Annotated in this window: 14 protein-coding genes and 1 tRNA gene; 13 read left to right on the top strand and 2 right to left on the bottom strand. The window is 71.5% G+C overall.

The window, feature by feature from the left end:
* The 4 genes from TR50_RS44790 to TR50_RS31795 form a co-directional block, all read left to right on the top strand.
* Positions 1–1,178 (top strand): hypothetical protein (locus TR50_RS44790; protein WP_160311219.1); only part of this gene is annotated, 1,178 nt, incomplete at its 5' end.
* A gap of 121 nt (positions 1,179–1,299) precedes the next feature.
* Positions 1,300–3,516 (top strand): hypothetical protein, encoded by a 2,217-nt coding sequence (locus TR50_RS31805; protein ID WP_042430247.1) that lies wholly within the window; start codon positions 1,300–1,302, stop codon positions 3,514–3,516.
* Between the two features lie 193 nt (positions 3,517–3,709).
* A complete protein-coding gene (locus TR50_RS31800) occupies positions 3,710–3,910 on the top strand; it encodes a hypothetical protein (protein ID WP_042430244.1) in 201 nt (66 codons plus the stop codon).
* Between the two features lie 25 nt (positions 3,911–3,935).
* Positions 3,936–4,469, top strand: coding sequence for a hypothetical protein (locus tag TR50_RS31795; protein ID WP_052441589.1), 534 nt, complete (start codon positions 3,936–3,938; stop codon positions 4,467–4,469).
* A 19-nt stretch (positions 4,470–4,488) separates the two neighbouring features.
* Here TR50_RS31795 and TR50_RS31790 read toward each other — a convergent pair whose 3' ends face one another.
* Positions 4,489–5,118, bottom strand: a complete 630-nt coding sequence (locus TR50_RS31790; protein ID WP_042430291.1) for an SMI1/KNR4 family protein — start codon at positions 5,116–5,118, stop codon at positions 4,489–4,491.
* Positions 5,119–5,279: 161 nt separating this feature from the next.
* On the opposite strand from TR50_RS31790, the gene TR50_RS31785 reads away from it, so the two are divergent.
* From TR50_RS31785 to TR50_RS31745, 9 genes are all read left to right on the top strand, one after another.
* Positions 5,280–5,768: a single-stranded DNA-binding protein gene (locus TR50_RS31785; RefSeq protein ID WP_042430233.1), complete on the top strand. Its 489-nt coding sequence runs from the start codon at positions 5,280–5,282 to the stop codon at positions 5,766–5,768.
* A gap of 110 nt (positions 5,769–5,878) precedes the next feature.
* Complete coding sequence (locus tag TR50_RS31780; RefSeq protein WP_042430230.1) at positions 5,879–6,142, top strand: hypothetical protein; 264 nt, start codon at positions 5,879–5,881, stop codon at positions 6,140–6,142.
* Positions 6,139–7,629: a DNA cytosine methyltransferase gene (locus TR50_RS31775; RefSeq protein WP_236654672.1), complete on the top strand. Its 1,491-nt coding sequence runs from the start codon at positions 6,139–6,141 to the stop codon at positions 7,627–7,629. The genes TR50_RS31780 and TR50_RS31775 overlap by 4 nt, the downstream gene beginning before the upstream one ends.
* The gene (locus TR50_RS48245; RefSeq protein WP_063775184.1) at positions 7,626–8,303 is read left to right on the top strand and encodes an XF1762 family protein; all 678 of its coding nucleotides are present in this window, start codon (positions 7,626–7,628) and stop codon (positions 8,301–8,303) included. The genes TR50_RS31775 and TR50_RS48245 overlap by 4 nt, the downstream gene beginning before the upstream one ends.
* Positions 8,300–8,659 carry a hypothetical protein gene (locus tag TR50_RS31765; RefSeq protein WP_042430227.1) on the top strand — a complete coding sequence of 120 codons (360 nt, stop codon included), beginning with the start codon at positions 8,300–8,302 and terminating at the stop codon, positions 8,657–8,659. The genes TR50_RS48245 and TR50_RS31765 overlap by 4 nt, the downstream gene beginning before the upstream one ends.
* A 75-nt stretch (positions 8,660–8,734) precedes the next feature.
* Positions 8,735–9,595, top strand: a complete 861-nt coding sequence (locus TR50_RS31760) for a bifunctional DNA primase/polymerase (RefSeq protein ID WP_042430224.1) — start codon at positions 8,735–8,737, stop codon at positions 9,593–9,595.
* A gap of 2 nt (positions 9,596–9,597) precedes the next feature.
* Positions 9,598–11,073: an AICE element replication initiation protein gene (locus TR50_RS31755; RefSeq protein WP_042430221.1), complete on the top strand. Its 1,476-nt coding sequence runs from the start codon at positions 9,598–9,600 to the stop codon at positions 11,071–11,073.
* A gap of 446 nt (positions 11,074–11,519) precedes the next feature.
* Positions 11,520–11,819 carry a helix-turn-helix transcriptional regulator gene (locus TR50_RS31750; protein WP_236654670.1) on the top strand — a complete coding sequence of 100 codons (300 nt, stop codon included), beginning with the start codon at positions 11,520–11,522 and terminating at the stop codon, positions 11,817–11,819.
* Positions 11,819–13,057 (top strand): tyrosine-type recombinase/integrase, encoded by a 1,239-nt coding sequence (locus tag TR50_RS31745; protein ID WP_042430217.1) that lies wholly within the window; start codon positions 11,819–11,821, stop codon positions 13,055–13,057. The genes TR50_RS31750 and TR50_RS31745 overlap by 1 nt, the downstream gene beginning before the upstream one ends.
* Before the next feature lie 71 nt (positions 13,058–13,128).
* Here TR50_RS31745 and TR50_RS31740 read toward each other — a convergent pair.
* A tRNA-Pro gene (locus tag TR50_RS31740) sits at positions 13,129–13,202 on the bottom strand.
* Positions 13,203–13,513 lie beyond the last annotated feature (311 nt).

Here is a 13,513-nt window from a genome sequence, read left to right as displayed (position 1 = left end):
GCACCGGAGCAGGCGGACGCCGCACCCCGCTGGGCCGACGGAACGTCAACCCCCGCACGGGCGGCCCGATGCCGGCAGCCGGTGGCGCTCGGGCGGGTGCCCGTGGGCAGGCCGCCAACCGGGCGCGGGGCGCGGCCGGGCACGTCAAGGCCCTGCGTGAGGCGCACCGCGCGGCGCACCCGTCCCGGGGCGCGCGGCGTGAGCAGCGGACCGCGGACCGCAGCCGGGTCGCCGACGGGCGCCGGACCGCGCAGCGGCAGGCCCGCCAGCACCGCGCTGCCGCCGGAGGACGCGGGCCGCGGGCCCTGCTCGCCCGCGCGTCAGCCGGTCCGAAGGCGGCCGAGCGACAGGCCCGCCGCGACGCCGCCCGGGTCACCAAGCGCGCCGAGAAGGGCCAGGCGAGCAGCGGGAAGGTGACCGCGAAGGGGCGTGAGCTGCGTCGTAAGCCCGTGCGTCGGGCAGCGCGGTGGCGTCTTCACCGCTCCGCCGCCCGCTTCCACGCCCGCCGCGCCGGCAACGGCCTGCTGGCGCTGCCGGTGCTGCTGCTCGGCACGCTCACGACGGCGCTCGGGCGCAAGTTCGGGTTCCCGTCGTGGATGTACCCCGGGCACCGCCTCTTCCGCTGGCTCAACGGCAAGGCGCGCACGGCCCGCTACGACCGTGACCTGGCGAACGGTCGGGACCTGGCCGACCAGGAGGGCCGGATCGACGCCTTCGAGGCCCTGGAGAACAGCGCCACCCCTGCCCCCGAGTCGGGGCCCGCGCGCACGGTCGGCCGTGCGCCGTTGTCGCACAACGCCAACAGCAACCTGGGAGTCAACTTGACCACGCCCGCTGGTTTCGACTTCGCCGAGGCCGCCGCCGAGATGGAGTCGCAGGCCCAGTCCTTCGACCCCGACGGCATGATGCAGGTCCTCACGGCGTTCGAGGGCATGCCCGAGGCCATGCACTCCATCGCCCGCACCTTCCAGATCCTCGCGGAGCGCTCGGATGCCGAGTTCCCGCTGGAGAAGCAGGTCGGCGAGGCCCTCAACGACGTGTTCCAGCAGCTCCAGCAGGCCATCACCGCCTGCGAGGAGGTCGCCACCACCATGCGCCGCGTCCACGAGCAGGACATCCGCCGCCACGAGGACCCCCGCAACGGCGAGGACAAGTGGGACACCGGCAACAACAACTGACCCGCCCCGCCAGCACGTTCGTGCACTTCAGGCCGTCCCGCCGCACCTGGTGGGGCGGCCCGACCCGTTCCCCGGCACCGCCCCACACGTTTCCTCTCACCGACGCCCCTGGGAGGGCCGCATGGCCGCCGCACCGCCGCAACGCCTGAACCTGTCCAAGACCACCAGCCGCGCCCAGCCGCGGCGGGACCTGCTCCCGCCGCTGGACTGGACGGCCGGACACGGCCCCGTCACCGGCGCCCTGTCCGCAGCCTCGGGTGCCGAAGCCGTCGCCATGGTCGGCACCCTCGCCCACATGCCCCCCGGCTGGCCCCTCGCCATCGGCGCCGCCGGCGCGCTCGGGCACGGCATCGGCAACTCCCTCCGCCGCCACCTCACCGCCCGCTCGATGCTGACCCGCTCCACGTCGTGGCTGCTCGCCGGCGGCTGGACGTCGTTCGCCATCGCCACCAGCCCGCTGACGTGGCTCGCCACCGGCACCCTCGCCGCCCTCGGGGTCGGCATCGGCGCCATGGCCTCCTCCGCGGCCTGGCACGAGGAGGCCGTCGAGGAGGAGCGCCTCGCCGAGCAGCGGCGCAATCAGCCTCCGGCTCCGGATCCCGGCGACGACGGGTTCGACCCGTGGCGGCGGCAGATGGCCGAGGAGTGGCGCGAGCGGGTGTGGCGGATCTGCCGCGTCGCCATCAAGGTCGTCGCGGTCGAACGCTGGGACAACGGCGCCGGGTTCTCCGTCGGCGCCGTGCTCGAACAGTCCGCCTCGGGGGCGGTGACGTGGCAGCGGGTGGACCAGGGTGCGAAGGCCATGGCCGGCGACGCCCGGCTGCCGCTCGGCTGCGCTATCAGCGTCGAGGAGGGCGACCAGCAGGGCACGGTCATCCTCGACATCCCCACCGAGAACGTCATGGCCGGCGCGTATGAGTACCCCGACGACCTGTCCGAGCTGTCGATCAACGGGCCGATCCCGTGGGGGCTGCTCGGCAACGCCCGCGAGATCGCCGTCAGCCTCCGCGAGGCCTGCGCCCTGTTCCTCGGACCGCCCGGCTCGGGCAAGACCACGTTCTGCGACGGCGTGCTGTGCGGCTTCTACCGCTGCACCGACGTCATCGTGTGGGCGATCGACTTCAACGCCGGCTCCCTCGGACTCCCGCACGTCGAACCCTGGCTCGAAGCCCAGGGCCTGCGCCCGGCCGACCCGACGATGCCCGCCCTGCCGAAGCAGGCCCGGCCCGGGATCGACTGGCTCGCCTCCACCCCTGGCGAGGCGCTGAAGATGGTGGAGGCGCTGATCCGGATCAACGCCGCCCGCAAGGTCCAGTACGCCGACCTCATGAGGAAGAACAACACCCGCCTGCTGCCCGTCTCCGCGCAGGTGCCCCAGATCGTCCTCATGGTCGACGAGGGCGCCGAGCTGCTGTCCGCGAGCAACCTGAAGGACCCCGCGATGCGGGACCTCAAGGAGGGCATCCGCGAGGTCATGCGCACCACCCGCGCCATGGGCATCCGGGAGATCCTCACCGCGGTCGACGGCAACGTCTCCGCGCTCGGCGACACCCAGATCCGCAAGTTCAGCCCCGTCGGCGTCGCCCTCACCTCCGGCGAATCCTCCGGGAACAACCTCGCCAAGCTGTTCCCGAACGCGCGGGTCGACACCAGCCAGCTCAACGAGAAGGGCTCCGGCGTCATCGGCTCCGCCACCTCCGACGGCTTCGCCCCGCGCCCGTTCAAGGCGTGGAACGTCACCCCCGCCACCATCCGCCGCGTCCAAGCGAAGACCTGGCAGCGCCGCCCGGCACTCGACAAGGTCAGCGCCCGGGCCGCGGGCGAGGACTACGCGCAGCGCTGGAACCCGGAGCGCGCCGGATGGATGTGGAACGGCACCGACGACGACGGACCCTCCGTCTACACCGAACGGGACAAGGCCGCCGACCGCCGGCCGGGGCTCAACCTGCGCTCCCTGCGCGACCAGCAGCCCCCAGCCGGACCCAGCGACGCCGAGATGGACGCCCTCGCCCGCCGGTTCATGGACGAGATCGACGCCCAGTTCGGCACCACCGACGAACCCGGCACCAAGGAAGCCAGCACCGGCACGCCGACCGGGCTCAACCTGTCCGCGCTGCGCGACTCGACCCCGAGCTCGGGCCCGGACTGGCTCCCCGACGCCCTCGCCGCGATCCGCGACGCCGGCCCGGCCGGGATTAAGCTGTCCGCGATCGCGGACACGGTCGGCCGCAGCCGCCCCGCCATCCGCACGGCACTGCGCGGCCTGGTCGAGCGCGGGGAGCTGGTCTACCGCGACAACGGCCCCCACAGCGTCTACGTCCACCCGGACCACGCCTGACCAATCGTCACACTCAGCTACTGGTTACTGGTTAGTGGAAAGGTTTCCACTAACCACTAGAACCCCCGATCCGAACCCCACGGGCCATCGGAGCGGGGGTTCCGGCTTTCCACTACCCAGTAACCACTAACCAGTACGGCTACCGAACGTCACCGACCCACGCGTGCGCCACCGACCCGAAAGGACCCCGGTCGTGACCGTCAGCCTGCCCATGGTCGCCATATTCGCCGTCATCGTCTGGTACCTCCTGCGCACCGGATCCCTCCGACTCGGCTCGGCCACCGCCTGCGCCCTACTCGGGTTGTACACCGGAGCGACCCCCGCCGGACCCGCCATCAACCACGCCACCCACGCCGTGTTCGCCGCCATCCTCGGCGCCATCGCCCACCTGTAGCCGCGCCCGGAAAGGAAGCACCGCCATGGACACCCGCTACCCGCCCAACGCCCCCGTCCAAGACGCCACCCCAGCACCGGCGCCGGTCGCCCCTGCGGTCGTGGTCCCGTGGGCGCCCGCGCCGATGGAGCCGACCCGCTACGCCCCCGAGCCCCCGCCGGGCCTGCTCACCCGCCCGGCGGCCGTCACCCAGCAACTCGCCCTGCTCAGGGCCGCCCACCAGTACACCCTCCCCGCCCCCGTCCAGCAGGTGCCCGTGGACACGCGGATCTCAGGGCGGGCCAAGGGCGCCGCCCTGGTGGCACTCGCCGGCGGTGCGGGCGTCGGCGCCGCCGCCACGGGTGTCGGCTACGGCGCAGGGATGATCGCCTCCGCCAGCGGCGGCCTGATGACCGCCGCCATCGCCCTCGCGATCACCACCGGCAGCATCTTCGCCCTCACCCTGCTGTTTCGCGGCGCCCTCGGACGACGCACCCAGGGCGGTGGCGACACGTACATCACCCAGAACGTCACGGCCACCGGCCTGTTCGGCCGAGCCGACGCCACCGCCCGGCGCTAGCAGGGCAATCGGCGGACGCCTACCGCTTCCTGGGCATGCGTCGCCGCCAGGTCAGCCACTCCATGTACCACGCAGCAAAGGTCATGCCCAGGGGCCCAAGGCCGGGGGCGCCAAGGCCCCGGTCGTCGCCCCATATGGTGCCGCGCTCCGGACCGCTGACGACGAGCCACTGAAAGCCACCGCACCCCTGCTCGTTCAGCCGGATCGCGCCCACCGTTTGATCAGGCGACCAGACGAAGTCGTTCCACTCCTCGTGCCACTCCTGCCAGGCCTCGTCGAAGTCGTCCGAGTCGTCGAACTTCTCTTCATCCGGTTCGGCCTCCTGGAGGGCACTGAGGCGCGCCGGGTCCAGGCCGGTGCCCGGGAACGGCTCGCTGAGGCGCGGCCAGTCCTCGGGGTCGTCTCCGTCGGTCCCCATCCAGCGCCAGCGCCCATCCAATTTGCGCACGGGATGGACCCCGTAGGGCTCGCAGCCAGGTCCCTCAGCACCGGCACCCACGCACAGCAGAAACTGCCGGTATTCCTCCGGGAGTCGCACTCCGATCTGTGTTTCAAGTTCGGCCAGGTCATTCGTCGACAACAGGTCGTCGACGGCGCAACCCTTAGCCACGAGGAAGTCCCGCACTCCCGCCCACATCTGCTCATCCATGCGCCGGAGCGTAACGCCGGCCACTGACTTTCCTCCGAGCTCCCTGTCCACCTGCCCGTGCCACCGCACCCCTGACGCCATAACGCGTTGGGGGCGCGGTCGTTGCGGGGGACCGGACAGTCCGCTCCCGGCACCGCCAGCAGCCCTCTTGGAGGCTTCCCGTGTCCGTCGGAGAGACCCCGATCACCATCGTCGGCAACCTGACCGCCGACCCCGAGATCCGCTTCACCCCGGCCGGCGTCGCCCTCGCCCGGTTCACCATCGCCTCGACGCCCCGCACCCTCGACAAGACCAGCAACGTGTGGAAGGACGGCACCGCGGTCTTCATGCGCTGCACCGCCTGGCGCGACATCGCCGAGCACGCCGCCGAGTCCCTGGCCAAGGGCATGCGCGTGATCGCCACCGGCCGTCTGACCCAGCACAACTGGGACACCCCCGAAGGTGAGAAGCGCTCCATGCTCGGCATGGAGGTCGAGGAGGTCGGCCCGAGCCTGCGGTTCGCCAACGCCACCGTCACCAAGACCACCCGCAACGGCAGCGGCACGCCCGCGCAGGCCGACCCCTGGGACACCCCAGCCCCCGCGAACACGGCCCCGGCCGGGGCCGGTTGGGGCGCCGCGCCCGAGGGCGGCAGCGAGCCCCCGTTCTAGCCGTCATGCGATCAGCACGGGCCCGTGTGGGCAGTCGGCTTGCCTTGGCCGGACGGCCGACTGCCCCGGGCCTCCCATCCACACCGAATCGGCTGAGGAGGACTCCCAGCATGCACCGCCCCGAGAACCAGAACCAGCCCAGCCCCGAGCGGCTCGCCGAGCTGCTGGCGCGGGCCGAGCGCGACATCGCCGCCCAGCGCGACGCCTACGGCACCGAACTGGACGAGGACCGCGCCTGGCGCTGCGCCTGGAACACCTGGCGCACCCTCACCGACCTCACCACCGCCGTCCACGCCCTCAACCTCACCGTGACCGCGAGCAGCAATGACGCCAGCGTGCTGACGCTGCCCGACATGAGGGAGCGTGCCGCGTGAGCGCACCGACCTCCGGGCACCTGTTCTGCGGCGCCGGCGGGGACTCCCTCGGCTTCGCCCGCGCCGGGTTCGACGTGCGGCTCGGCGCGAACCACTGGGACCGCGCGATCGAGACCCACGCCGCGAACTTCCCCGACGCCGAGCACCTGTGCCAGGACCTGGACCGCTACGACATGCGGCGCCTGCCGAAGACGGACGTGCTGGTCGGCTCCCCGATCTGCACCGAGTCCAGCCCCGCCGACGGCGTCGCCCGCCCCAAGAAGGCCCCCACGCCCGGCCAGTTGGACCTGCTGGAGCAGGGCCCGGTCGCCGACGCCGCGTGGGAGCGCACCCGGGCGACCGCCTACGACATCCTGCGCGCCGCCGAGGTCCACGACTACCTCGCCGTGGTGTGCGAGAACGTGCCCCGGTTCGCCACCGCCTGGCCGCTGTTCTCCTGGTGGCTGCAAGGCATGGAGGTCCTCGGCTACCGCCACCAGGTCGTGTCCGTGTCCGCCGCGCACGTCGGCGGCACCGGCAACACCCCGGCCGCGCAGTGGCGCGACCGGATCTTCATCGCGTTCACCAAGACCAAGCTCCGCGCCCCCGACCTGACCCTGCGCCCGCGCGCCTGGTGCCCCACCTGCGGCACCGATGTCGACGCGGTGCAGGCGTGGCGCAACGGCCGCAAGGTGGGCAAGTACCGGCAGCAGTACGACTACCGCTGCCCGAACAGCACCTGCCGCCACCAGGTCGTCGAACCCTACGTCGCCCCCGCCGCGAGCATCCTGGACTGGGCCGACCTCGGCACCCGCATCGGCGACCGCCCCGAGCGCGGCATGCGGCCGCTCGCCACCGCCACCCTGCGCAAAATCCGGCTCGGGCTGGAGAAGCACCGGGTGCCCTCGATCATCACCGCCAACCACTCCGACCAGGGCGACGGCCGGGCCGTCCCCGCCCACCTCACCCCGCTCGCGACCCGCACGCTGCGGATCGGCGACGGCCTCGCCGTTCCGCCGCTGCTGGTGCCGACCGGCGGATCGTGGAACACCGACGACCCGGTCACCGTGCCGATGCGCACCCGGATGACCAGGGAGAGCGAGGGCGTGCTGATCCCGGCGCCGTTCATCACCGAGCACCGCGGCGGCGGTTCCACGACCCGCGCGGTCCTCGACCCGCTCGCCACGATCACGGCCGGCGGGAACCACCACGGCCTGGTCATCCCCTACCGCAAGGGCACGCCGAAGACCACCGCCGAGCCCGTCCACACGATCGCCACCCGCGAGAGCGCCGCCCTGGTCCTCGGCGCCGACAGCGCGGCGGCCGAGATCGCGCTGGAGGACTGCTGGTTCCGCATGCTCTCCCCGCGCGAGCACCTGCGCGCCCAGCGCTTCACCGACGACTACACCGTGCTGGGCAACGTCGGCGAGCAGACCGCCCAAGCCGGAAACGCCGTCCCGTGCAACGTCGCCCAGTGGATCGCCTCCCGCCTGCTGGAGGTCCTGTGACCACCAACCCGGCCACCGACCGGGTGCGGGAGCGGCTGTTCATCCGTCCGGTGCCGCTCACTGTGGCCTGCGCGTTCGTCGCGGATCACCACCGGCACCACCGGGCACCGCAGGGGCACAAGTTCAGCCTCGGCGTCCTGGCCGGTGACGGCCGTCTGGCCGGTGTCGCGATCGTCGGTCGCCCGGTGGCGCGCGCCCTGGACAACGGCCTGACCGTCGAGGTCACACGCTGCGCCACCGACGGCAGCCCGAACGCCTGCTCCGCGCTGTACGGTGCGGCCTGGCGCACCGCCCGCGCAGCTGGCTACCGACGCGCCATCACCTACACGCAAGGGGACGAGGCCGGCGTCAGCCTTCGCGCAGCCGGTTGGAGAAAAGTCAAGGACCTGCCCGCCCGCACCGGTTGGGACACCCCCGCACGTCCACGAACCGACCACGGCAACGACAACGTCACCCGCTCCCTGTGGGAAATCACCACCCACGACGCCGAACCGCTGCCGGACCTGCGTGACGAAACCCGTGACGAAACCCCGCGCCGCAGGGCCCGCACAAAGCGCTGCGCATGCGGCGCCGATCTCCCCGCGGCGACCACCGGCAGGCCGTCGAGCTACTGCTCACCCGCTTGCCGTCAGCGCGCCTACCGCACGCGACAGACCCGCAGGAGGACGCCGTGACCGCCCAGACCGGACCCCTCGCCGAACTGCCACTGTGGGACCTGCTCATCCACCTGTCGGGCGGGCGCTGCCAGTGCAGCGGGCAGTGCGGCAACCAGCACGCCGCGGGACAGGGCCGCTGCGAGCACGAGAACGGCGGCTTCATCAGCAAGCACGCGGGCCCGATCCGGCTCCTGGTCGCCCCGAAGGACGCGCATGAGTTGATCCGGCCGGCCCACCAGCAGGCCCGGCTCTCCGCCTGCGACCTGGCCGCCTGGTGCCCGCCCTGCCACGACAACGCCCGCACCCGCGCCCAGCGCGAACACCGCAAGGCACTCGCCGAGCTGCAAGCCGACACCACCGACGCCCTCTTCTGAACCCCGCCCGACACCCGCCGGGCCCTTCCACAGCCTGTGGACGGGCCCGGCGGCACCCCATCGAAGGGCCGACTCGTGACCGATCGCATCCTTGGCCTCGCCCTCGACCTCGCCGCCTCCGGACTGCCGGTGCTGCCGCTCCTGCCCCTGCACGGCAGCAAACGGCCCGTCGGCAACTGCCCGGCCTGCACCGACCAGGCGTGCGGCGGGCGCCCGAACATGAAGACCCCCGGCGCTTGCTCCTGCCCGGCACCGTGCCACGCCTGGGCCGCCGCCACCACCGACCCCGCCGTCCTGCGCAGCTCGTCCTGGGCGCGCGCCTGGCGGCAGGCCGCCAGTGTCGGCTACCACCCCGGCGGCGCGGGCCTGACCGTCGTCGACCTCGACAACCCCGAGGCCATCGCGTGGGCCCGCGCGACCCTGCCCGCCACCCGGATCGTGCGCACCACCAGGGGTGAGCACTGGCTCTACCAGGGCGTCATGCAGTCCGCCAACCACGTACGTCCCGACGTGGACATTAAGTCCACGATGGCCTACGCACGTTGGCTCGATCCCGGCACCGGCACCATGACGGCGCTCCCGGCGGTCGTCCGCGCGTTGGTCGTGAAGGAGCTGGCCCCGGTGCGCCCGGCGCCGCAGGCCATCGCCGCGCCCGAGGGGGCGGCGGGGTCCGGGGGCGGACAGTGCCGGCATCGGACGCCTGCCTATCTAGAGCGTGGCGTCGCGATGGCGGAGCAGCGCATTACTGAAGCTGCCAGCGCGGTTCACGCCACCGTGTACCGGACCTTCCTCGCCGTACTGTCCGCCCACGGCAGGTGCGGCTGCCTCACCGACGCCCATGTCGCGCGCCTGTTCACCGCCGCGCAGGCCAAGGGCGAAACCTCCCGGCACTGCACCGACGCCTGGGCCAACGCCCGCAGCAGGCTGGGACTGTAGCCGTGTCCGACGACGACAAGACCCCGGCCCGCGACATCATCGCCGACTACGCCCGAGCGCACTTCCGGTACTTCCGCACCGCCGACGGCACCGTTTTCGCGCAACGCAACGGCCACCCCGTGGCCCGCCCGATCCGCTCCCAAGGCACCACCGGCAGCCACCGCCAAGAGCTCATGGTGGGCCTGTTCAACGACGGCCACGGCGTCTTCAACGGAACCGCCCTCAAAGAGGCACTCGACCTCATCGAGGCCCTCGCACTGATCCAGGACGTGCAACCCGTCCACATCCGCGTCGCCCCGGGATACGACGGCGCCACGTGGCTGGACCTGGGCCGCAACGACGGACAGTCCATCCGCATCCACCCCACCGGCTGGGACATCACCACCCCCGACCCCAAGGAGGTCTGCTGGCGACGAACCCAACTCACCGGCGAACTCCCGCTCCCCGCCCGGGACACCGACGGCAAGGGCATCGACCTCCTGCTCGGGCTGTGCAACTTCGCTGGCGCGGACACCGAATCGCTCGTCCTCGCCTGGCTGATCGGCTGCCTCGGACCCTCCGTTCCCGTCCCCGCCCCCTTCCTCACCGGACCCCAAGGCGCGGGCAAGTCCACCGGAGGACGCATGCTCGTACGCGTCATCGAGGGCATGAGCGGCGACCTGCGCCGCGCACCGAAAGACGAAGAGAACCTGACCGCCGCCGTGGCCGCCGGATGGGTCAGCGCCCTGGACAACCTCTCCCACCTCGCCCCGGACCTCTCCGACCTCATGTGCTGCATCGTCACCGGCGCCGAGTCCATCAAACGCGCCCTCTACACTGACGGCGACGTCGTCCGCGCCCGCTACCGCCGACCCCTGCTCCTGACCGGCATCGACGTCGGCGTCATCCGACCCGACCTCGCCGAACGCCTCCTGCCCCTGCGCCTCGAACGCCCCCGCACCCGACGCACCGAGGCCGAACTGTGGACGGAGTTCGAAGAGGCTCTCCCCGTCATCCTCGGATCGCTCCTCGATCTCACCGTCAGGGTCCGCGCCGCCGAGGCCGACATCCCCACCGACCTGCGCATGGCCGACTTCGCCCACCTGTGCGCACAACTCGACGCCGCGACCGGCCTCACATCACTCAACGCCTACCGGGCCAGCCTGGACGACCTCAACGACGACGTCATCGAAGGCGACCTCCTCGCACAGACCGTCCTCCAGCACGCCGCCGGCCTCGACCCGGGAGCGGAGGAACGCAGGACGTCCGCCGAGTGGCTCCAGTGCCTCACCCGCCTCTACACCGGCGACGGCTTCCGCCCCCTGCCCAAGGGCTGGCCCACCACCGGCAAGGTCCTCTCCGACCGCCTCAAACGACTCCAGCCGACCCTGACCGCCCGCGGCGTCCTCATCGACTGGGGCCGCAAAAATTCAGCCCGCTACATCGAGATGACCCGCCAACCCACCCCGACACCGCACGAGCAGGAGCAGGCGTTCTGATCTGCTGCTGAAGGCCCGGAACAGCAAGAGGAGCACCGCCGCGCCGGGGGTGCTCCTCTTGCCGTTCGGCGCTGCGCGCCGCCCGTGGTCGCGCCGCGAAGCGTCCTTCTCACGTTCTGAAGCACACCCCACTACGACAACACCCTCATCTCTTGTCCGAAGAAGAGAGATCCTGCGTCACCTGCGTCACCCACGGGTGGAAAACGGCTCCTCATCTGCCGTTACAGCGGTGACGCAGACGCCAATGGGCTGCGTCACCCCGCGTCACCTGCGTCACCGCCGGGTGACGCAGGCCAGGTGCAGTGACGCACCCCCGGGATCCTTCGTCACCCCAAAGCCCCAGGTCAAAGACGCGTGTGACGCAGATGACGCAGTGACGCAGAAAGCCGCACCTCGGACAGACATGGCTGCGACGGCCCCGATGTTCCCGATGGAGATGAAGTTCAGTGATTGAGCCCAAGCTGACGTTGGCCCAGGTAGTTACTCTCCTGGGCAGGCCCACCAACGTGCTTGCCGAAGCCGCAGAGGAGGCAGCTATCGACCTGCTGCACAGCGGCTGGTACACCACGGAGGAGGTTGCCGCCTTGATTGGCGTCGATCCGTCGACCCTTCGGCGTTGGCGCACGTGCGTGCCGCCGCAAGGGCCGGCGTTCGTTCAGTTGTCCTCGCGCGTGACGCAGTACAGCGTCCCGGACGTCGAGGCGTGGCTGCGCGCGCAGCGCGTCGACCCCGCGCGGGTGGCCTGATGGGAGAGGTGCTGCCGCCGATCGGGGTGAAGGTGTCGGAGGACATCGAGTACCGCGCCGGCTTCCCGAACCCCTTCCGGGCGCGCGTCCGTTGGAAGGACCCGCAGACCAAGCGCCGCGTGTCGCGTTCGGAGATGCTGCCGACAGAGGATGCCGCGCAAGCCTGGCTCACCCGCTTGCGCAAGGCCGCCTCGCGGGGCATCGACCCTGCTGCGGCCACGATGACCCTGGCTGAGTACGGGCAGGTGAACTGGGCTCTCGCCATGCGAGGGCTCGAAGCCAAGACCATGGACCCCTACCGGGCGGGTTGGCGCCTGCGCGTGGTCCCCACACTCGGACATCTGCCGGTTATCGCTGTGACCAACGGGCTCACCGACCGCGCGGTGTACGGCTGGATCGCCGACGAGTGCAGCCGATCGACCGTCAAGAACAGCCTCGCGGCCCTGGTGCGGGTCATGGAGCAAGCGGTCAGGGACGGGCTCATCGACGTCAACCCGGCCCGGATCGTCGGCTGGCAGCACGAGTACAAGCGCGCTGAGGACGAGTTGGACGACCCTCGTTCGCTCGCGCTCCGGGACTGGAAGGCTCTGGAACAGCTCGCGGACTCCCTGGTCGAGCGGTCCGCCGACCAGTTCCCCGGTTGGGGCGATGTGGTGAAGTTCGAAGCCTGCACCGCCACCCGGATCGGGGAGGTGTCCGGTGTCCGGGCCTGCGACATCGACCCGAAGACCTGGATCTGGGACCTGTGTCGGCAGACGACACCGGGGCCAGGTGGACTCATCGACAAGGGGACCAAGGGCAAGCGACGCCGCAAGGTCCCTCTGATCCCTGAGATCCGCCCCTTGGTCGAGCGGCGCCTCGCAGCCGTCGGCCATGACCCGATGGCGCGGCTGTTCACAGGACCGAGGGGCGGGCGGATCACTACCGCAGTCCTGCGGGATGCCACCCACTGGGACGAGGTCGTCGTCAGGCTGGGCTACGAGTACCTGCGTCGCCACGACCTGCGGCACACCGGGCTCACTTGGATGGCAGACGCCGGCGTCCCACTCCACGTGCTCCGGAAGATCGCCGGACACGGCTCACTCGCCACCACGCAGCGCTATCTGCACCCGGATCTGCGCTCGATCGAGCTCGCCGGCGAAGCGCTCAGCGCCCATCTCGCCCGCACCAGGACCGAGGTTGGTCCCAGAGTGGTCCCAACGGAGGTCGTGGGGCGGCATCTGCGCGTCGTGCGCTGACAGGTGCCCGGCAACGACAAAGGCCCGCCGACCTGGAAGTTTCCTTCCAGACCGACGGGCCTTTAAGCCTGTCGGGACGACAGGATTTGAACCTGCGACCCCTTGACCCCCAGTCAAGTGCGCTACCAAGCTGCGCCACGTCCCGTGACTGCTCTGCCTTGCGGCTTAGCGGTCTGTCCCCGGTCTCCCGGGCACAGGAAGAACAATACAGGATCCGGGGCCGTGCTCGTGCACGGGTTTCCGAGGAGATGCGTGCAGGTCACAGCGGTGCGGGTGGGGGAGGGGCGGAGAAGGCGATCATGGGGTGGGGGTGCGGGAGTCGTAGCGGAGGAAGGACGGGTAGCGGACGAGGAGGAGGGCGAGGCTCGCCAGGCAGGCCAGGCCGCCGGTGGTGGCGGAGACGGAGGGGGTGGTGAGCTGGGCCACGAGGCCGGACTCGAAGTCGCCGAGGCGGGG

The sequence above is a fragment of the Streptacidiphilus anmyonensis genome (genome assembly GCF_000787855.1).
GTDB classification, from domain to species: domain Bacteria; phylum Actinomycetota; class Actinomycetes; order Streptomycetales; family Streptomycetaceae; genus Streptacidiphilus; species Streptacidiphilus anmyonensis.
The sequence above is the reverse complement of the archived record's forward strand: the minus strand, read 5'-3'. Positions and strand labels throughout refer to the sequence as shown.

Coding starts and splice junctions, on each gene's coding strand:
- TR50_RS31745 (WP_042430217.1), top strand. CDS start 11,819: ATGGGAGAGGTGCTGCCGCCGATCGGGGTGAAGGTGTCGGAGGACATC.
- TR50_RS31805 (WP_042430247.1), top strand. CDS start 1,300: ATGGCCGCCGCACCGCCGCAACGCCTGAACCTGTCCAAGACCACCAGC.
- TR50_RS31790 (WP_042430291.1), bottom strand. CDS start 5,118: ATGGATGAGCAGATGTGGGCGGGAGTGCGGGACTTCCTCGTGGCTAAG.
- TR50_RS31795 (WP_052441589.1), top strand. CDS start 3,936: ATGGACACCCGCTACCCGCCCAACGCCCCCGTCCAAGACGCCACCCCA.
- TR50_RS31780 (WP_042430230.1), top strand. CDS start 5,879: ATGCACCGCCCCGAGAACCAGAACCAGCCCAGCCCCGAGCGGCTCGCC.